Here is a 19,272-nt window from a genome sequence, read left to right as displayed (position 1 = left end):
GATTCGGGGACGCCGGAGGGCGGTCGGTCATGCCTAGGCCGGGCCCGGTCCGGCCCCTTGTCGGGGTGAAGATGGACGCCGTGCGGATCGAAGAGTACGACGCACAGGCCCAGCAGGAGGGGCTGCTGATGAAGTCAGGCAAGCCCAACCGATCGGAACTGATCCGGATCAAGCTGGCGTTCGCCGACGAGCACATGCCGAACGGCTGGCGCCCGGCTTGACCGCCCGTCCTACACCCGCACCGGCACCGGGGACAGGTCCCAGGGTCCGTCGCCCGCGAGCTGTAGCTGCTGCGCGTGGTGCTGGTCGACAGTGCTGCGGTGGCTGACGCTCACCAGGATGGTGTCGGGCACCTCCGTGCGGATCAGGCTGTACAGCGAATACTCGAGTCCCTCGTCGACCGCGGAGGTGGCCTCGTCCAGGAACACCAGCTCCGGCCGGATCAGCAGGATGCGGGCGAACGCGATCCGCTGCTGCTCTCCCGGCGAGAGGATCTTCGCCCAGTCCGCCCGCTCGTCGAGCCGATCGACCAGGTTCGCGAGCTGCACCTTCCGCAGGGCCTCCCGGATCGACTCGTCGTCGAGTTCGTCCGGCGTGCCCGGATAGGCGGCTGCGGTCCGTAGGTCACCGAGCGGCAGGTACGGCATCTGGGACAGGAACAGCGTCTTGGTTCCGGCGGGCCGCCTGACCTGCCCCTCGGTGAAGGGCCACATCTCGGCGAGGCTGCGCAGCAGGGTGGTCTTGCCACTGCCCGAGCGCCCCTTGACCACGAGGGTGTCGCCCGGCTCCATCGACAGGTCCAGGTCCGCGATCAGCGAGAACCCGTCCGGCCTGCGCACCTGCACCCGCTCGACCCGGAGCGCGCCCTCGAGCTCCGAGACCGCGATCGCGGGCAGTTCCCGCGAGTCCGAGTTGGCGTCCATCAGACCGTTGAGACGGATCAGGCTGGCCCGGTACCCGGCGAAGACGTCATAGGACTCGCGGAAGAACGAGAGCGAGTCGTGCACCTGCCTGAAGGCGGTCGCGGACTGCGTCATGTCGCCGAGCGTGATCGTTCCGTTGAAGAACCGCGGCGCCTGGATGATGAACGCGAACACCTCGGCGATCTGGTTGACCACCAGGTTCCAGCCGTTGAACTTCAAGGTACGGAAGACGATTCGCCAGTAGTTGCGGATGACGGCGGCGAAGCGGAAGAGCAGCCCGTGCCGCTCGACGCCCTCACCTCGGTAGAAGGCGACGTTCTCGGCGCTGTCGCGGACCCGGACCAGCGCGTAGCGGAAGTTCGCGGTGAGCCGCTCGTTCCAGAAGTTCAGCTGGATCAGCGGCCGGCCGATCCAGAACGCGACGATGGTCGAGAGCAGCACGTACCCGAACACGAGAAAGACCATGGCGCGGGGGATCTCGGTGCCGAACACCGTCATCGGCCCGGACAGGTCCCAGAGGATGGTCGTGAACGACACCAGGGAGACGATCGCGCCGACCGCGCCCATGGACAGCGAGCGCGAGATGGTGACGAAATCGGTGATGTCGGCCTGGATCCGCTGATCGGGGTTGTCGATGGTCTCGTCGACGAACCGGTCGCGATAGAACGCGCGCCCTTCCAGCCAGTCGGTGGTCACGTGCTCGGTCAACCACACCCGCCAGCGGATGTCGAAGGCCTGGCCGATGTAGTAGATCAGCAGTGAACGGGCAACGTGGATGGTGGCCAGCACCCCGAAGATCCACAGGCTCCGCCAGAACGTCGCCTTCGCCGCGTCCAAGGCCCCGACATCGCCCTGAGCGAAGGACTGCGCGGCCATCTGCAGAGCGGTGTACATCTCGTTGCCCTGGTATGAGAACAGCACCGTCATGCGGACCGCGAAGACCGTCATGAACAGCACCACTGCCAGCAGTGCGTACACCGGCGCGCTCTCGCGGCCCTTGAAGTAGTCGCCGCTGATCCGCCAGAACTGCCTGCCCCACCTGGTGGTCCGGAAGAGCACGTAGGCGATCAGGACGAAGCACACCGCCGCAATGGCAAATGCCCGGAATGTCCATATCAGGCTGGTGACGACCTCGTGGTCCCAGTCGAGCCCGCCGTCTTCCGACATACGCCACCCCATTCGCGCGTTCACGGCCCGAGCGACCAGACGCCCGCGCCGTAGAGATGGCGAAGTCTAACCCCGATGACACCCGCGCAGCGCGACCAACGGCACCGTCGTGCCGTTCCTGCACGGCGTCAACGAGTTTCGCCCGCAGTAGCGAGGGGACGCGCGACTACTTCCGGCTCGGGAAGTGCCGGATCAGGCCCTCCTGCACAACGGTCGCGAGCAGCTGCCCCTCGAGCGAGAAGAACCGGCCGGTCGCCAACCCGCGGGAGCCGGCCGCCACAGGCGACTCGGTCGCGTACAGCACCCACTCGTCGAACCGGAACGGTCGGTGGAACCAGATCGAGTGGTTCACGGTGGCCGCGACGATCCGGTCCAGGCCCCAGGACAGCCCGTGGGTGGTGATGATCGAGTCGAGCACCGTGGTGTCCGACGAGTAGCCCATCGTCGCGACGTGCAGCAGCGGGTCGTCGGGCAGCTCGCCGTCCGCCTTCATCCAGACCCGGTTGTGGTTGAGCTTCTCCCCTGTGCCCTTGAGGATCCAGCTAGGGTCGTTCGCGTAGCGCATGTCGATCGGCTTGAGGGCGTTGACGAACATCTGCAGCCGGTCCTCGTACCCGACGAAGTGATCGCCGAGCGGCGGCAGGGTGTCCGGGTACGGCACGTCCGGGACCTCGACCGCGTGCTCGAGACCCTTGCCCCAGTCCTGGAAGGCCACGAGCATCACGAACAGCTCCTGATCGTCCTGGTAGGCGACGACCTGGCGGTTCGCGAAGGCCCTGCCATCGCGGTGGCGCTGCACCCGGTACTCGATCGGCCGCTTCACATCGCCGCCCCGGATGAAATGGGCGTTGATTGCGTGCACCGGCCGGTCACCGGAGACCGTACGCCCGGCCGCGATGATCGCCTGGGACACCAGCTGGCCGCCGAACGTCCGGCTGCCGAGCTGGGCCTGGGGCGGGTGCTGCCCGAGGAACACGTCCTCGTCGAGCTGCTCGAGGTCGAGCACGCTGAGAAGGGTGTCGAGATCCCCCGCCCGAACAGGGCGGGGCTGTGCCCCCAGGTCAGTCACCTAGTGGTCCTCTTCTCCGATGCGGTGCACGTGAATCAGGTTGGTCGAGCCGACGGTGCCCGGGGGCGAACCGGCCACGATCACGACGAGGTCGCCCTTGTTGTACCGGCCGAGGGACAGTAGCGCGGTGTCGACCTGCCCGATCATCTGGTCCGTCGTCGAGACCGGCGACACCAGGAAGGTCTCGGTGCCCCAGGTCAGGGTCAGCTGGCTGCGCACCTCCGGCAACGGGGTGAACGCGAGCAGCGGCAGGTGCGTGTGCAGCCGGGCCAGCCTGCGGACCGTGTCGCCTGACTGGGTGAACGCGACCAGCGCCTTGGCATCGAGGCGCTCGCCGATGTCGCGTGCCGCGTAGGAGATCACGCCGCGCTTGGTCCGCGGGACGTGGGTCAGCGGGGGCACCCGGGTGGACTCGGCCTCGACCGCTTCCACGATCCGGGCCATCGTCTGCACGGTCTCCATCGGGAACTTGCCGACCGAGGTCTCGCCGGACAGCATCACCGCGTCGGCGCCGTCGAGGACGGCGTTCGCGACGTCCGAGGCCTCGGCGCGGGTCGGCCGGGAGTTCTCGATCATCGACTCGAGCATCTGCGTCGCGACGATCACGGGCTTGGCGTTCTCCCGCGCGATCTGGATGGCGCGCTTCTGCACCAGCGGCACCTGCTCGAGGGGCAGCTCGACGCCGAGGTCGCCGCGGGCCACCATCACCGCGTCGAAGGCCAGCACCACGGCCTCGAGGTTCTCGATCGCCTCGGGCTTCTCCAGCTTCGCGATCACCGGGACGCGGCGATCGAGGCGGTCCATGACCGCGTGCACGAGCTCGATGTCCGCGGGCGACCGCACGAAGGACAGTGCGATGAAGTCCACGCCGAGCCGCAGCGCGAACTCGAGGTCCTCGATGTCCTTCTCGGACATGGCAGGCACCGAGACATCCATGCCGGGCAGCGAGACGCCCTTGTTGTTGCTGACCGGACCGCCCTCGGTCACCTCGCAGACGACGTCGTTGCCGTCGACGGCGGTGACCGTCAGTCCGACCTTGCCGTCGTCGACCAGCAGCCGATCGCCGGGCTTGGCGTCCTTGGCCAGCTCGCGGTAGGTGGTGGAGACGCGGTCGTGGGTGCCGTCGCAGTCCTCGACGGTGATCCGCACCTCCTCGCCGTTCTCCCACACGGTGCTGCCGGTGGCGAAGCGGCCGAGCCGGATCTTGGGGCCCTGGAGGTCGGCGAGGATGCCGACGGCCTTGCCGGTCACGTCCGAGGCCTCGCGGACCCGGCGATAGTTCTCCTCGTGGTCGGCGTGTTCGCCGTGACTGAAGTTCAACCGGGCCACGTCCATGCCGCTCTCGACGAGCTCACGAATGCGATCCCCGGTCGCGGTTGCGGGGCCGAGCGTGCACACAATTTTCGTCCGTCGGGTCACGCGTCGAGCCTAGTCGGTGCCCTCACTCATCTCCATCGCAGGCGGTGAATTGTGCATACATACAAACAATTAGACCCTTTGCGTTTGCCTGCGATTCACACGACGGCGAGCGGCAGCGCCGTCGGGTGCACGGGCGACGGCAGGTCCGAGTGCCCGGTGAGGTACACGTCGACACCGCGCGCCGCTGACCGGCCCTCGGCGATCGCCCACACCACCAACGAGGCCCCGCGGTGCGCGTCGCCGCAGACGAAGACGCCCGGCGCCGTGGTCTGCCAGTCCGGGCCGCACGACAGCACGCCGCGCCTGGTCAGCGACAGCCCGAGATCGTCGAGCATCCGGCTGTACTCGACGCCCTCGAATCCGATCGCGAACAGCGCCATCTCACAGGGCAGTTCGACCTCCTCGCCGACGGGCCGGACGTGCCTGCGCCCCTCCTCGTCCCGGCTGACCTTCACCTCCGCCAGCACCATCGACCGCACGTTGCCCTGCTCGTCGCCGAGGAAGCGCTGCACCGCCACCTCGTAGCGCCGGACGCCGCCCTCGGCGTGCGCCGGCGAGGTGCGCAGCACCATCGGCCAGGACGGCCACGGGGAACGCTCGTCGTCGCGCTCGGTTGGCAGCTCCGGGTTGTAGTCGAGCTGCGTCACCGACGCCGCGCCCTGACGGTGCGCGGTCCCGAGACAGTCGGCCCCGGTGTCGCCGCCCCCGATGATCACCACGTGCTTCCCCTTCGCGGTGACGGGGCTCGCGCCGTCGCCCTCGCATTCCCGGTTCGACGGCACCAGGTGGTCCATCGCCAGGTGGATGCCCTTGAGTTCGCGGCCCTCCACGATCGTGTTGTCCCGCGCCCGCAGCGCACCGACGGCCAGCACCACGGCGTCGAACCGGGCGCGCAGTTGTTCGACGGTCAGATCGACGCCCACCTCGCAGTCGGTGACGAAATGGGTTCCCTCCGATCGCATCTGGGACAGGCGCCGCTCCAGAATCGACTTGTCCATCTTGAACGCGGGGATGCCGTACCGCAGCAGTCCGCCGAGGCGGTCGTCGCGCTCGAACACCGTCACGTCGTGCCCTGCCCGGGTGAGCTGCTGCGCCGCGGCCAGGCCACCGGGTCCCGAGCCGACCACCGCGACCTTCTTGCCCGTGCTGATCACCGGGTGCTGGGGCACGACGATGCCGCCCTCCCACGCCGCGTCCGCGATGGCCTGCTCGATCCGCTTGATCGTCACCGAGCCGCCGGTGTCGTTCTCGGCGATCGACAGCACACACGCCGCCTCGCAAGGCGCCGGACAGACCCGCCCCGTGAACTCCGGAAAGTTGTTCGTGGCGTGCAGCCGTTCGCTGGCCGCACCCCACCGGTCCCGGCGTACCAGGTCGTTCCAGTCGGGGATCAGGTTGCCCAGCGGGCATCCCGCGGAACCGGAGTGGCAGAACGGAACCCCGCAGTCCATGCACCGGGTCGCCTGCTCGGCCACCTCCCTGGCCCGCTCGGCGGCGGGCTGCTCCGCATAGACCTCGTCCCAGTCGCCGATGCGCTCGGTGACCGGGCGCTTGGGCGCGTCCTTCTTGACCACCTTCATGAAGCCCTGGGGATCAGCCACGAGCCGCCTCCATGATCGCCGTGTCCACGTCCCGGCCCTCGGCGCGCGCGAGCCGGGTCGCGTCGAGCACCCGCTGGTAGTCGACCGGCAGCACCTTGGTGAACAACGCGCTTCGGCGCGGCCAGTCCGCCAGCACCGAGGCCGCCAACGGCGACCCGGTCCAGTGCCGGTGCTGCGCGACCGCCTCGGACAGCCACGCGAGGTCGTCTGCATCGAGCGGCTGCAGCGTCACCATCGCCCGGTTCACCATCTCCGGATCCAGATCCAGCACGTACGCGATGCCGCCCGACATGCCCGCCGCGAGGTTGCGCCCGGTGCGCCCGAGCACCACGACGCGCCCGCCGGTCATGTACTCGCAGGCGTGATCCCCGACCCCCTCGACGACCGCGGTGGCGCCGGAGTTGCGCACCGAGAACCGCTCACCCACCAGTCCACGCAGGTAGACCTCGCCGGACGTGGCGCCGTAGAGGATCGTGTTTCCCGCGATCACCTGGGCCTGCGCCACGAACGTCGCGTCCGGGGACGGCCGCACCACGATCCGGCCACCCGAGAGCCCCTTGCCGACATAGTCGTTTGCGTCGCCGATCATGTCGATCGTCACCCCTGGCGGCAGGAAGGCGCCAAGCGACTGGCCCGCCGAGCCGGTCAGCTCCAACCGGATGGTGTCGTCCGGCAAACCCTCCGCGCCGTAGCGGCGGGTCACCTCCGACCCCAGCAGGGTGCCGACCGTGCGGTTGACGTTGCGTACGGGCAGCTCCAGCCGGACGGGGTGCGCGTCCTCCAGCGCGCCCTCGGCGAGCTGGATCAGGGTGCGGTCCAGCGCCAGCTCCAGCCCGTGGTCCTGATCGCGCTGCCTGCGGCGCTGGGTCATCGGTGTGCCGTCGCGGTCGGTCGGGATCTCGAAGATCGCCGACAGGTCGAGCCCACGGCTCTTCCAGTGCGCGATGCCCTCCGCGGTCTCGAGCACGTCGGCCCGGCCAACCGCCTCGTCGACACTGCGGAACCCGAGCTGCGCCAGGTACTCCCGGACGTCCTGGGCGATGAACCGGAAGAACTCCTCGACGAACTCCGGCTTGCCGTTGTACCGCTTGCGTAGCTCCGGGTTCTGGGTGGCCACCCCGACCGGACAGGTGTCGAGGTGGCAGACCCGCATCATGATGCAGCCGGCCACGATCAGTGGCGCCGTGGAGAACCCGAACTCCTCCGCGCCGAGCAGTGCCGCCACCATCACATCGCGGGCGGTGCGCATGCCACCGTCACACTGGACGGTGATCCGGTCCCGAAGGCCGTTGAGCACCAACGTCTGCTGCGCGTCGGCGAGCCCGATCTCCCATGGCGCGCCCGCGTGCTTGAGGGAGGTGAGTGGGGACGCCCCGGTGCCGCCGTCGTGGCCGGAGATGAGCACCACGTCGGCGTGTGCCTTCGACACCCCGGCCGCGACCGTGCCGACGCCGACCGAGCTGACCAGCTTCACGTTCACGCGGGCCTGCTCGTTGGCGTTCTTCAGATCGTGGATCAGCTGGGCGAGATCCTCGATCGAGTAGATGTCGTGGTGCGGCGGCGGGGAGATCAGTCCGACGCCGGGCGTCGAGTGCCTGGTCTTGGCCACCCATGGGTACACCTTGTAGGCGGGCAACTGCCCGCCCTCCCCCGGCTTCGCGCCCTGCGCCATCTTGATCTGGATGTCGGTGCCGTTCACCAGGTAGTCGCTGGTGACGCCGAACCGGCCGCTGGCGACCTGCTTGACCGCGCTGCGCCTGCGCGGATCGTAGAGCCGATCGGTGTCCTCGCCGCCCTCCCCCGAATTCGACCGCCCGCCCAGGTTGTTCATCGCGATCGCCATCGTCTCGTGCGCCTCGGCCGAGATCGAGCCGTAGCTCATCGCGCCGGTGTTGAAGCGCGTGACGATGGACTCCACCGACTCCACCTCGTCGAGCGGTACGGGCTCGCGCAGCCCCTCACGGAACCGGAACAGCCCGCGCAGCGCGCCGCCGGCCGCGGCCAGCCGATTGACCTCCTCGCTGTACCGGGCGAACACCTCGTGCTGGCCCGATCGGGTCGCGTGCTGGAGCAGGAACACCGTCTCGGGGGTGAACAGGTGCAGCTCGCCCTCCCTCCGGAACTGGTATTCGCCGCCCACCTCCAGGCGGCGGTGCGCCCGATCGGTCGGGTTGTCGGGGTACGCGATCCGCTGCCGGATCCGGACCTCCTCGGCGAGCACGTCGAGGCCCACGCCGCCGAGTTTGCTGACGGTGCCTGTGAAGTACTCGTCGACCAGTTCGCGGTCGAGTCCGATGGCCTCGAAAACCTGTGCCGCCGTGTAGGACCCGACGGTCGAGATGCCCATCTTGGACATCACCTTCAGCACGCCCTTGCCCAGCCCGGTCAGGTAGTTGCGGACCGCGATCTGCGGCTCGACGCCGACCAGCTCGCCCTCACTGACCAGGTCCTCGATGGACTCCATCGCCAGGTACGGGTTGACCGCGGCGGCGCCGAAACCGATCAGCAGCGCCAGGTGGTGCACCTCGCGCGCGTCGCCGGTCTCGACGACCAGCGCCACCTTGGTGCGCTCCTTCGTCCGCACCAGGTGGTGGTGCACGGCGGAGACCGCGAGCAGCGACGGGATCGGCGCGCGGGCATGGTCCGAGTCGCGGTCGGAGATGATCAGCGTCCGGTACCCCGCCGCGATCGCCTCGCTCGCCGCCGACCGCAACTCCTCGATCGCCTCGGCCATGCCCGTGCCGCCGCGCTCGACGTCGTAGAGCGCGCGCAGCACCGTGGCGGCCAGGCCCTGGTTGTCGCCGTCGTCGTTGATGTGGATGATCTTGCCGAGCTCGTCGTTGTCGAGGACCGGCCAGGGCAGCACGATCTGCCTGCACGAGGCCGCGGTCGGTTCGAGCAGGTTCTGTTCCGGTCCCATCACCCGCGAGAGGGACGTGACGACCTCCTCCCGGATCGCGTCCAGCGGCGGGTTGGTCACCTGTGCGAACAGTTCGATGAAGTAGTCGTAGAGCAACCGCGAACGCTGCGACATGACCGCCACCGGGGTGTCGGTGCCCATCGAGCCCAGCGGCTCACCCGGCGCGGAGGCCATGGGGGCGAGCAGGATCCGGAGGTCCTCCTCCGTGTATCCGAAGACAACCTGCCGCAGCACCACCGACTCGTGCGGATGCTGCATGTGCGCGCGTTCGGGCAGCTCCCTGAGCTCGAGCAGCCCGCTGTGCAGCCACTCCGAGTACGGACGCTCCCTGGCCAGCCGCAGCTTGGCCTCCGCGTCCGGCACGATCCGACCGACCGCGGTGTCGACGAGGAACATCTGGCCGGGTTCGAGCCTGCCCTTGGCCACCACCTCGGACGGCGGCACGTCGAGGACGCCGCTCTCGCTGGCGAGGATCACCCGCCCGTCCGCCGTCTGCCACCACCGGCCGGGACGCAGGCCGTTGCGGTCGAGCACCGCCCCGACCTCGGTGCCGTCGGTGAAGGTCACACAGGCGGGGCCGTCCCACGGCTCCATCAGCGAGGCGTGGAAGCGGTAGAAGTCGCGCCGCTCGGCCTTCATCTGGGCGTCGTTCTCCCACGCCTCCGGGACCATCATCATCACCGCGTGCGCCACGCTGCGTCCGCCGAGATGCAGCAGCTCGAGCACCTCGTCGAAGGACGCGGAGTCCGAGGCCTCGGGTGTGCAGATCGGAAAGAGCCGTGTGAGATCGCCGGGGATCAGCGCGCTGGCGAGCAGCGCCTCCCTGGCGTGCATCCGGTTGCGGTTCCCGCGCACGGTGTTGATCTCGCCGTTGTGCGCGACGAATCGGAACGGATGCGCGAGGGGCCAGGACGGGAAGGTGTTGGTGGAGAACCTGCTGTGCACGATCGCGATCGCGCTGTGGCAGCGGTCATCGCGCAGGTCGGGGAAGAACGCGGGCAGCTGCGCGGTGGTCAGCATCCCCTTGTAGACGATCGTCCGGCTCGACAACGACGGGAAGTACACCCCCGTGCCATCCGCCTCGACCTCGGGGCTCACCTGCTCGGCGCGCTTGCGCAGCCCGTAGACCAGGCGGTCCAGTACCAGGTCCGCGGGCCGCCCGTCCGGACCCGCCGGTGCCGCGACGAACAGCTGGCTCATGTGCGGCATGCAGTCGCGCGCGGAGTGGCCGATGTCGGCGCCGTCGGGGTCGACGGGCACCTCGCGCCAGCCGAGCACCTCGAGTCCCTCGTCCTCGGCGATCGCACTGATCCGCTCGACGGCGGCGGCGCGTCGATCCGGGTCCCGCGGGAGGAAACAGATCCCGGCGGCGTATGTGTTCGCGCCGTCGGGGTTCGGCTCGGGCAGCTCGAACCCGGCCACCTCGGCCAGCAGGGCGGTCGGCAGCTGCAGCAGGATGCCCGCGCCGTCACCGCTGTTCGGCTCGGCGCCCGCGGCCCCGCGGTGTTCGAGATTCGCCAGGGCGAGGAGCCCGTCCGCGACGATCGAGTGTGAGCGCCTGCCGAGGATGTCAGCCACCATCGCGACGCCGCAGGAATCGGCCTCCTGGGCCGGGTCGTACAGACCCTGCGGCGCGGGCGAGCGAGAGAACAGCAACGGGCACCTCCACATCGGCCGGGAAGGCTGCCGGGTGTGGCGCGCGGGGCCATCGCACGGAGCCTCGGCTGGCGGGTCCCACCGGGTCGGGTGGAGATCACACCAGTTCGGGGTTCCGGGACGACTCTGGCCCGAAAAGAAAACTCCGAGCGTCACACTCGGGCGTGCTCAGTTTAGCAGCAGAAACGCCCGAGTATAGGGGCGTAACCAGGACCGATCAGCCCCTGAGCGGCCTGCCCTGCCCGTCCTTGACGTTGCCGGAGAACATCATGATCCCGTCGATGAACGACCAGAGCCACACGACCGGGAATATGACGAAACCGATCAGCAGGAACGTCGTGATGACGCCCAACCAGAAGAGCAGCAGCTGCGCCAGACCGATGCCGGTACTGCCCACGTAGAGGCGGCCGACACCGCAGATCCCGACGAAGGGCAGCAGGATCTGCAGCAGGCCCGCGGTCGCCTTCGACTTGTCCGACAGCGGTTCGCCGGTCAGCGGGTCGCGTCCGAAGGGCGCCTCCGGGGCGCCGCCGAAATACGCCGGCTGCACGAAGGGCTGCTGACCATAGGGCTGTTGCGCGTAGGGCTGGCCGAAGGGCTGCACGGGCGGCTGCCCGTAGGCCTGCGGTTGTGCCTGCGTGGGCTGCTGCCCATAAGCCTGTGGCTGCGGCTGCGTGGGCTGCTGCCCGTAAGCCTCCTGCTGCGGCGCGGTCGCGCCGGCGTCCATGAGCCATCCCGGGCCGGTGCCCTCGGGTCCGTACACGGGACCCGGTGTCGATCCGCCCTCTGGTACCTCAGACATGTCGATATCTCCCCCCTGGTTGTTCATGAGCTAACTGTCGGTCTTGCCCGCCTCGGTACCGCCGGATTCCGCGGGGCCCGCGGGGCCCGCGTCGGGTGCTCCTTCCGACCCCCCGGTCGCGGATGAACCGGTCGCCGCGACTGCGGTCGCCACAGGCTCCCGAGGATGCTTCGGCTGGAGCTCCTCCGGGGCCTCCCGGCCCTTCTTCGCCGCGAGGAAGTAGATCACCGCTCCGATGAACACGATGATCGACGTGAACACGTTGATCCGGATCCCGGCGATGTGGGTCGCGTAGTCGTCGCGCAGGAGCTCGACGAAGAGACGGCCCATGCAGTATCCGGCGACGTAGAGCGCGAACAACCGGCCGTGGCCGATCCGGTAGCGGCGGTCCACCCAGACCAGCAGCACGACGATCAGCAGGTTCCAGACGAGCTCGTACAGGAAGGTGGGGTGCACGACCTTCTCCACCACCCCGGTGGAGGTGCCGGCCAGCTGATCCAGCCGGCCGTCCGCGTTGACCCGCTCGAAGATCTCCAGGCCCCAGGGCACGGTCGTCTCGCGCCCGTACAGCTCCTGGTTGAAGTAGTTGCCGATCCGTCCGATCGCCTGCGCGAGCAGGATTCCCGGCGCGACGGCGTCACCGAGGGCGGGCAGCGGAACCCCACGCTGTCGGCAGCCGATCCAGGCCCCGATACCACCGAACAGCACGGCACCCCAGATGCCGAGGCCGCCCTGCCAGATCTTCAGCGCATCGACCGGGTTGCCGCCCTCACCGAAGTAGGTGCTCCAGTCGGTGGCCACGTGGTACAGCCGGCCACCGATCAACCCGAACGGGACGGCCCAGATCGCGATGTCGAGGACCGTGCCCTTCTCGCCACCGCGGGCGACCCAGCGCCGGTCGCCCCACACCGCCGCGACGACGATGCCGACGATGATGAACAGCGCGTAGGCGCGCAGCGGAATCGGGCCGATCGACCACACGCCCTGGGGCGGGCTCGGGATATAGGCAAGGATGTCGGCAGTCGAAGTCACGACGCCACGGTAGCCGAGCGGACTCCCGCGGCGAGTTCGGTGGTGATCGCGCGCAACGCCTCCTGGCCCTCGGCCACAGCCGTCACCAGCGCCGAGCCGACGATGACCGCGTCCGCGTAGGCGGCGATCTCGGCGGCCTGCGCGCCGGAGCGCACGCCGAGCCCGACGCCGACCGGGATGTCGGAGTGCTCACGCACCCGCGCCACCAGCTCCGGCGCCATGTTGGACACCGCGTCGCGGGCGCCGGTGACGCCCATCGTCGAGGTCGCGTAGACGAAGCCGCGGCACAGGTCGACGGTCTTGGCGAGGCGCTCGTTGGTCGAGGAGGGCGCGACCAGGAAGGTCCGGTCCAGTCCGTACTTTTCGGAGGCGGCCAGCCAGTCGGCGGCCTCGTCCGGGATGAGGTCGGGGGTGATGATCCCCAGGCCGCCCGCGGCGGCGAGGTCCCGGGCGAACTCGTCGACGCCGTACTTGAGGACCAGGTTCCAGTAGGTCATCACGACCGCCTTGCCACCGGCCTTGCTGATCGCCTCGACGACGGTGAACACGTCCCGGACCCGGAACCCGGCGACCAGGGCCGCGTCCGCGGCCGCCTGGATCGTGGGTCCGTCCATCACCGGGTCGCTGTACGGGATGCCGACCTCGATCAGGTCGCAGCCGGAGGAGACCAGCGTCTCGAACGCCTCGATCGAGCCGGGCAGGTCGGGGTAGCCGGCGGGCAGGTACCCGACCAGCGCGGCCCTCTTCTCCGCTCGACACTGCGCGAAGAGCTCACCCAGGCGGGACGGTGCTGCGGCGTGCGGCTGCGGTGCGGTCACTTCGCCTGGCCTTCCTCGTTGGAGTGGTCGGTGTCGCTGTCCGGCATCAGGCCGAACCACTTCGCGGCGGTGTCGACGTCCTTGTCGCCGCGGCCGGAGATGTTGACCAAAACGATCGCGCCCTCGCCGAGCTCCTTGCCGAGCTTGAGGGCGCCTGCCACGGCGTGCGCCGACTCGATGGCGGGGATGATGCCCTCGGTGCGGCTGAGCAACGCGAACGCGTCCATCGCCTCGGTGTCGGTGATCGGGCGGTACTCGGCCCGGCCGATGTCGTTGAGGAACGAATGCTCGGGTCCAACGCCCGGATAGTCGAGCCCGGCGGAGATCGAGTGCGAGTCGATGGTCTGACCGTCCTCGTCCTGCAGCAGGTACGAGTAGGCCCCGTGCAGTGCACCCGGGGAGCCACCGGTGATGGTCGCGGCATGCCTGCCGGTCTCGACGCCGTCGCCCGCGGCCTCGAGGCCGACGAGCCGAACCGACGGGTCGTCGATGAACGCGTGGAAGATGCCGATGGCGTTGGATCCACCGCCGACGCAGGCTGCGACCGCGTCAGGCAGCCGACCGGTGTGCGCCAGCACCTGCGCCCGCGCCTCGAGACCGATGATGCGCTGGAAGTCGCGGACCATGACCGGGAAGGGATGCGGCCCGGCGGCCGTGCCGAAGCAGTAATAGGTGTTGTGCGCGTTGGTGACCCAGTCACGCAACGCCTCGTTGATGGCGTCCTTGAGGGTGCGCGAGCCGGTCATCGCCGGGATCACCTCGGCGCCGAGCAGACGCATCCGAGCGACGTTGAGCGCCTGACGCTTGGTGTCGACCTCACCCATGTACACCACGCAGTCGAGGCCGAGCAGCGCGCAGGCGGTGGCGGTGGCGACGCCGTGCTGGCCGGCGCCGGTCTCGGCGATGACGCGCGTCTTGCCCATCCGCTTGGCCAGCAGCGCCTGCCCGAGAACGTTGTTGATCTTGTGAGAACCGGTGTGGTTCAGGTCTTCCCGCTTGAGCAGCAGCCGGGCGCCGCCCGCGTGCTCGCTGAGCCGAGTGGCCTCGTACACCGGCGACGGACGGCCGGTGTAGTCACGCTGCAGCCGATCCAGCTCGTTCAGGAACGAGTCGTCCCCGCGGGCCTTGTCGTACTCGGCGGTGACCTCCTCGATCACCGCCATCAGTGCCTCGGGGACGTACCGTCCGCCGAAGACACCGAAATGGCCGCCCTGATCGGGCTCGTGGGCGCTGCGCTCGGTCACACCGGCACTCATGCGGGGAAGGCCGCGGCCCTTGGCGGAAAGTACGGGATCGTCTGTGCTCACCCGTCCAGTCTGCCTTAGTCGGTGCGACCGAACTCACGTCGGGTCCGACCGCCAGGGGTCGGTCAGCGAGCGGGCTTGGGGCAGGACGGGTGCGCCCCGGCGGCCACCAGATCCTTGACGGCCGTGCGCGGATCGCCGCTGGTGACCAAGCCCTCGCCGACGAGGACCGCATCCGCGCCCGCGCCCGCGTACGCCAGCAGATCCGCGGTCCCGCGGACTCCGGACTCGGCGATCTTGACGACCTCGGTCGGCAGCCCGGGGGCGATACGGGCGAACGTGTCGCGGTCCACCTCGAGGGTCTTGAGGTTGCGCGCGTTGATGCCGATGACGCTCGCGCCCGCCTCGAGGGCCCGGTCGGCCTCCTCCTCGGTGTGCACCTCAACGAGGGCGGTCATGCCGAGGGACTCGGTGCGGTCGAGCAGCGACGCGAGCGCGTCCTGTTCGAGGGCGGCGACGATCAGCAGGATCACATCGGCGCCGTGGGCCCTGGCCTCGTGGATCTGGTACGGGCCGACGATGAAGTCCTTGCGCAGCACCGGGATCGTCACGGCCGCCCGCACGGCGTCGAGGTCCGCGAGCGAGCCACGGAAACGACGCTCCTCGGTCAGCACGCTGATCACCCGCGCGCCGCCCTGCTGGTACGCCAACGCAAGCTCGGCGGGGTCCGCGATGTCCGAGAGCGTGCCCTTGGACGGGCTGGCCCGCTTGACCTCGGCGATCACCCCGATACCGGAAGCCCGCAACGCGGCGGCGGCGTCGAGTGCCGCCGGAGCGGCGGCCGCGGCCGCCTTCACGGCTGTGAAGTCCAGAACGGATTCACGGGCTGCGACGTCTGCACGCACCCCGTCGAGAATCGAATCGAGAACCGTCATCGTGTCCCGAGTCCTTTCTGGGCCGTTGCCGTGTGAGCAACCTCATCGGATTGGGCAAGCCTAGAGGGCGCCACCATATTGACTAACGGCGGGTGTCTGTGCCTCCGGCAGGCTCGGGTCCGTCCTGGTCGTTTGGCCCGGCCACGTCGCCCGTGGTCGGGTCCTCCCCCGCGTCCAGTGCGTCCCAGAGCATTCGCTCGCTGAGCGGTTCCTTCGAGGTCGCCGCGCGGTTGCCCGCCTCTTCCCTGCGGGCGGCGGGGGCAGCGTACTTCGACGACAGCCCGGCACTCGCGCCCGCCTTGCGGATCAGCGCGACCGCGGCGACGAGGGCCGTGACCCCACCCAGCAGCACGAGGACCGCAGGCAGGGTGAAGGCCTCGGTCGCGGTGACCTCCGCGCGGCCGGGCAGCTCGGCGAGCCGTCCGGCCTTGTCGTCGTCGACACCGCCTATCAGCAGGGACGCGGCCGGCACGATCGCCGCGACCGCGACCAGCGCGACCAGCAGCCCGACCACCCGCAGGGCCCAGCCGCGCACGGCGAAGGAGGCGGCGATGGCCGCGACCAGCGTCAGGGCCAGCGGCGTCGTCGCGGCCGCCCAGGTGCCGCCGATCAGTTCGCTGGTGCGGGCCCCACCGAGGCCGTCGAACGACTCCACCCGCACCCAGGTCATCCGCGAGGACGCCCACAGGCACAGCGCCGCGACCGCGAGCAGCAGCACCGGCACGGCGGCCGCGGACGCCCGCCCCCTTGCGGGCGCGGCGGCCGGGTCCCGGTCCGGTTCCTGCTCAGTCATCGGTGCCGCCCACGGCCCGGAGCGTGCCCGCCGCCGCGATCGCGCTGAGCACCGCCATCGCCTTGTTCTTCGCCTCGGTGTCCTCGTAGACGGGGTCCGAGTCGGCCACGACGCCGGCACCGGCCTGCACATAGGCCGTGCCGTCCTTGATCAGCGCGGTCCGGATCGCGATCGCGGTGTCGGCGTCGCCCGCGAAGTCGAGGTATCCGACGATTCCCCCGTAGATGCCGCGGCGGGTCGGCTCGAGTTCGTCGATCAGCTCCATCGCACGCACCTTCGGCGCCCCGGAGAGGGTGCCTGCCGGGAAGCAGGCCGTGACGGCGTCCAGCGCGTGCATGCCCTCGGCCAGCCGGCCGGTGACCGTCGAGACCAGGTGCATGACGTGGCTGTAGCGCTCGATGTGCCGGTAGTCGTGCACCTTGACGGTGCCCGGCTCGCACACCCGGCCGAGGTCGTTGCGACCCAGGTCCACGAGCATCAGGTGCTCGGAGTTCTCCTTCTCGTCCGCGAGCAGGTCCTTCTCGAGGAGGATGTCGTCCTCCTCGGTGGCGCCGCGCCAGCGGGTGCCCGCGATCGGGTGGGTGGTCGCCACGCCCTCGCTCACGGTGACCAGGGCCTCCGGGCTCGAGCCGACGATGGAGAAGGCGGTCTCGCCGTCCTCGCCGGGGACGTGCACCAGGTACATGTACGGGCTCGGGTTGGACGCGCGCAGCATCCGGTACACGTCGAACGGGTCGGCGTCGGTGTCCATCTCGAAGCGCTGCGAGAGCACCACCTGGAACGCCTCGCCTGCCTCGATCTCCGAGATCAGGCGCTTCACGTCGGCCCCGAAGCCCTCGGTGGTGCGCTGGCGGCGGTAGTCGGGGGTGGTCTTGGCGTAGGTGGACACGGTGGACGGCGCGGGCGCGGTGAGCGCGTGGGTCATCGCGTCGAGCCGGGCGACGGCGTCGTCGTATGCCTCGTCGACCCGCTCGTCGGTGCCGTTCCAGTTGACGGCGTTGGCGATGAGCGTGATGGCGCCCTCGTGGTGGTCGACGGCGGCCAGGTCGGTGGCAAGCAGCATCACCATCTCGGGGATCTGCAGGTCGTCGGTCGCGTGGCTGGGCAGCCGCTCGAGCCTGCGGATGATGTCGTAGCCGAGGAAGCCGACCATGCCGCCGGTGAGCGGGGGCAGGCCGGGCAGCCGTTCGGTGCGCAGCAGTTCCAGGGTCTGTCCGAGGGCGGCGATCGGGTCGCCGCCCGACGGCGCGCCGGCCGGGACGTTGCCGAGCCAGCCGGCCTGCCCGTCGACGACGGTCAGTGCGGCGGGGCTGCCTGCGCCGATGAACGACCAGCGCGACCACGAGCGGCCGTTCTCCGCGGACTCCAGCAGGAAGGTGCCGGGCCGGTCGCCCGCGAGTTTGCGGTACGCAGACAGCGGGGTTTCGGAGTCCGCCAGCACCTTTCGCGTCACCGGGACGACTCGATGGTCGGCCGCGAGGGCACGGAACTGCGCCCTGGTGGTGGTGTGGTCATCCGCATCGGCGACGGCGACTGCGGGCTGGACGGTGGTTGACTCGCCGGACATACCGTCCATCATCGCAGGCGGAGCGACCGGGGACAGGTGGTGGCCCCGCCTACAATGCGGACCGGTCCATCGGTCGGGCCAGCGGCTCGAGTGCGCCCGCTTCGCGCAATCGTCGGTAGGCCCTGACCACGTCGCCGACCTCCCCCGGTGCCGCGATGCGCATCAGCACTCCCCCGGTCGAGCTCTCGTGCGCCGCCTGGACGTCGTCCGGCAACACCGCCGCGCGGCCGGCGGAGAGGTAGCCGAGACGTCCGACGACCGGATCGCCGATCGTGAAACCCGAGTCCTCCAGAGCGTCGAGCACGTCGTCGTCGGTCACGTCGCCGAAGTCCGGCTCCCACGCCCGCGCGACGGCCGCGAGAAGGTCGACCTCGGGCACCGCGGCCTCGACAGGGGCATCGACCGCGATCACGATCGACTGCAGCAGGAACTCCGGGGCGCCGCCCGCCAGTGCGCTGACCTCCACCTCCCAGCGCGGCTCGCCCGCGGTGGCAAGCCGCAGTCCGATGCCGACGACGTCCGACCAGTCGTCGGCCGATTGTGCTGCGCGCAGGGCCACCAGCAGCGAATCCCGGTCCGCCGGGAGGTCGGTCTCGGGGCCGGACCCGTGGATGTGCCGCCAGTTCCACGGCTCGCCCGGCCCACACGGTGGACCTGCCGCAGGGAGCATCAGCGCGAGCTGGTCCAGGGTTGTCATCCAGCGTGTGGCGAGCGCATCGACCGACTCGCGCCGAGGACCCCAGAAGCCCCGCACCACCCTCCGCATCGGCTCCCCCGTGTCCCTGTCGTCCGCCGCACGCAGGCTAGTCCCGAGGAGCCGGGCAGCGCACGTTGTAGCCTCACCCGAATGCAGACCGGACAGCAGGCCCCCGACTTCTCGCTCCCGGACCAGGACGGCACCGTCCGGACCCTGAGCGGACTGGTCGCGGACGGGCCCCTCGTGCTCTTTTTCTACCCCGCCGCCTCCACCCCCGTGTGCACGGCCGAGGCCTGCCACTTCCGCGATCTGGCGGGCGAGTTCGCCGCGGTCGGCGCGTCGCGCGCCGGGATCAGCACAGACACCGTCGACAAGCAGGCCTCGTTCGCGGCGGCGCAGTCCTTCGATTACCCGCTGCTCGCCGACGTCGGCGGCGTGGTGGCCGAGCAGTTCGGCGTGCGTCGCGGGCTGCTCGCGAAGCTGTCGCCGGTCAAGCGCACCACCTTCGTGATCGACACGGACCGGACGGTGCTCAAGGTGATCGCGAGCGAGCTGCGCGCGAACACCCACGGCGACCAGGCCCTGGAGTTCCTGCGCAGCCGCAACACCGCGCGGGAGAACTGAGCCCT

15 protein-coding genes are annotated in these 19,272 nt (G+C 69.9%); 2 read left to right on the top strand and 13 right to left on the bottom strand.

What is annotated here, in order from left to right; all coding sequences use genetic code 11:
• Nucleotides 1-29: 29 nt before the first annotated feature.
• A complete protein-coding gene (locus C8K38_RS26935; protein WP_143548497.1) occupies nucleotides 30-221 on the top strand; it encodes a hypothetical protein in 192 nt (63 codons plus the stop codon).
• Nucleotides 222-230: 9 nt separating this feature from the next.
• Here the strand turns inward: C8K38_RS26935 and C8K38_RS20180 are convergent, their stop codons facing one another.
• The 13 genes from C8K38_RS20180 to C8K38_RS20120 all read right to left on the bottom strand — a co-directional run bounded on the left by C8K38_RS20180 (nucleotide 231) and on the right by C8K38_RS20120 (nucleotide 18,712).
• Entirely contained in the window at nucleotides 231-2,090 is a 1,860-nt protein-coding gene (locus C8K38_RS20180) for an ABC transporter ATP-binding protein/permease (protein WP_097213203.1), read from the bottom strand.
• Between the two features lie 166 nt (nucleotides 2,091-2,256).
• Nucleotides 2,257-3,159, bottom strand: coding sequence for an acyl-CoA thioesterase (locus C8K38_RS20175; protein ID WP_097213202.1), 903 nt, complete (start codon nucleotides 3,157-3,159; stop codon nucleotides 2,257-2,259).
• Nucleotides 3,160-4,578: a pyruvate kinase gene (gene pyk / locus C8K38_RS20170; protein ID WP_077041837.1), complete on the bottom strand. Its 1,419-nt coding sequence runs from the start codon at nucleotides 4,576-4,578 to the stop codon at nucleotides 3,160-3,162.
• A 95-nt stretch (nucleotides 4,579-4,673) separates the two neighbouring features.
• Nucleotides 4,674-6,179 carry a glutamate synthase subunit beta gene (locus C8K38_RS20165; protein ID WP_097213201.1) on the bottom strand — a complete coding sequence of 502 codons (1,506 nt, stop codon included), beginning with the start codon at nucleotides 6,177-6,179 and terminating at the stop codon, nucleotides 4,674-4,676.
• Nucleotides 6,172-10,755 carry a glutamate synthase large subunit gene (gltB, locus tag C8K38_RS20160; RefSeq protein ID WP_097213200.1) on the bottom strand — a complete coding sequence of 1,528 codons (4,584 nt, stop codon included), beginning with the start codon at nucleotides 10,753-10,755 and terminating at the stop codon, nucleotides 6,172-6,174. The genes C8K38_RS20165 and gltB overlap by 8 nt, the downstream gene beginning before the upstream one ends.
• A gap of 217 nt (nucleotides 10,756-10,972) precedes the next feature.
• Complete coding sequence (locus C8K38_RS20155) at nucleotides 10,973-11,557, bottom strand: TM2 domain-containing protein (protein ID WP_257017639.1); 585 nt, start codon at nucleotides 11,555-11,557, stop codon at nucleotides 10,973-10,975.
• A gap of 30 nt (nucleotides 11,558-11,587) precedes the next feature.
• Nucleotides 11,588-12,589: a prolipoprotein diacylglyceryl transferase gene (lgt, locus tag C8K38_RS20150; RefSeq protein ID WP_097213199.1), complete on the bottom strand. Its 1,002-nt coding sequence runs from the start codon at nucleotides 12,587-12,589 to the stop codon at nucleotides 11,588-11,590.
• Nucleotides 12,586-13,407 carry a tryptophan synthase subunit alpha gene (gene trpA, locus C8K38_RS20145; protein ID WP_097213198.1) on the bottom strand — a complete coding sequence of 274 codons (822 nt, stop codon included), beginning with the start codon at nucleotides 13,405-13,407 and terminating at the stop codon, nucleotides 12,586-12,588. The genes lgt and trpA overlap by 4 nt, the downstream gene beginning before the upstream one ends.
• Nucleotides 13,404-14,663: a tryptophan synthase subunit beta gene (gene trpB / locus C8K38_RS20140; RefSeq protein WP_097213197.1), complete on the bottom strand. Its 1,260-nt coding sequence runs from the start codon at nucleotides 14,661-14,663 to the stop codon at nucleotides 13,404-13,406. The genes trpA and trpB overlap by 4 nt, the downstream gene beginning before the upstream one ends.
• A gap of 113 nt (nucleotides 14,664-14,776) precedes the next feature.
• The gene (trpC, locus tag C8K38_RS20135; RefSeq protein ID WP_097213196.1) at nucleotides 14,777-15,586 is read right to left on the bottom strand and encodes an indole-3-glycerol phosphate synthase TrpC; all 810 of its coding nucleotides are present in this window, start codon (nucleotides 15,584-15,586) and stop codon (nucleotides 14,777-14,779) included.
• An 82-nt stretch (nucleotides 15,587-15,668) separates the two neighbouring features.
• The gene (locus tag C8K38_RS20130) at nucleotides 15,669-16,379 is read right to left on the bottom strand and encodes a TIGR02234 family membrane protein (protein WP_097213195.1); all 711 of its coding nucleotides are present in this window, start codon (nucleotides 16,377-16,379) and stop codon (nucleotides 15,669-15,671) included.
• Entirely contained in the window at nucleotides 16,372-17,946 is a 1,575-nt protein-coding gene (locus C8K38_RS20125; protein WP_179800650.1) for an anthranilate synthase component I, read from the bottom strand. The genes C8K38_RS20130 and C8K38_RS20125 overlap by 8 nt, the downstream gene beginning before the upstream one ends.
• 49 nt (nucleotides 17,947-17,995) lie before the next feature.
• Entirely contained in the window at nucleotides 17,996-18,712 is a 717-nt protein-coding gene (locus C8K38_RS20120) for a hypothetical protein (protein ID WP_097213193.1), read from the bottom strand.
• An 81-nt stretch (nucleotides 18,713-18,793) separates the two neighbouring features.
• Here C8K38_RS20120 and C8K38_RS20115 point away from each other — a divergent pair, with 81 nt between their 5' ends.
• Nucleotides 18,794-19,267, top strand: coding sequence for a peroxiredoxin (locus C8K38_RS20115; RefSeq protein WP_097213192.1), 474 nt, complete (start codon nucleotides 18,794-18,796; stop codon nucleotides 19,265-19,267).
• Nucleotides 19,268-19,272: the final 5 nt, after the last annotated feature.

It is taken from the genome of Rhodococcus sp. OK611 (assembly GCF_003050885.1).
Lineage (GTDB): Bacteria > Actinomycetota > Actinomycetes > Mycobacteriales > Mycobacteriaceae > Rhodococcus_G > Rhodococcus_G oryzae.
Note: the sequence above shows the minus strand (reverse complement) of the source record. Positions and strands in the feature narration are given on the sequence as shown.

Bases quoted from the DNA above. Each gene is read 5' to 3' on its own strand.
- C8K38_RS26935 (WP_143548497.1), top strand. From the start codon at position 30: ATGCCTAGGCCGGGCCCGGTCCGGCCCCTTGTCGGGGTGAAGATGGAC.
- C8K38_RS20180 (WP_097213203.1), bottom strand. From the start codon at position 2,090: ATGTCGGAAGACGGCGGGCTCGACTGGGACCACGAGGTCGTCACCAGC.
- C8K38_RS20155 (WP_257017639.1), bottom strand. From the start codon at position 11,557: ATGTCTGAGGTACCAGAGGGCGGATCGACACCGGGTCCCGTGTACGGA.
- trpB (WP_097213197.1), bottom strand. From the start codon at position 14,663: ATGAGTGCCGGTGTGACCGAGCGCAGCGCCCACGAGCCCGATCAGGGC.
- trpC (WP_097213196.1), bottom strand. From the start codon at position 15,586: ATGACGGTTCTCGATTCGATTCTCGACGGGGTGCGTGCAGACGTCGCA.
- C8K38_RS20130 (WP_097213195.1), bottom strand. From the start codon at position 16,379: ATGACTGAGCAGGAACCGGACCGGGACCCGGCCGCCGCGCCCGCAAGG.
- C8K38_RS20125 (WP_179800650.1), bottom strand. From the start codon at position 17,946: ATGTCCGGCGAGTCAACCACCGTCCAGCCCGCAGTCGCCGTCGCCGAT.
- C8K38_RS20120 (WP_097213193.1), bottom strand. From the start codon at position 18,712: ATGCGGAGGGTGGTGCGGGGCTTCTGGGGTCCTCGGCGCGAGTCGGTC.
- C8K38_RS20115 (WP_097213192.1), top strand. From the start codon at position 18,794: ATGCAGACCGGACAGCAGGCCCCCGACTTCTCGCTCCCGGACCAGGAC.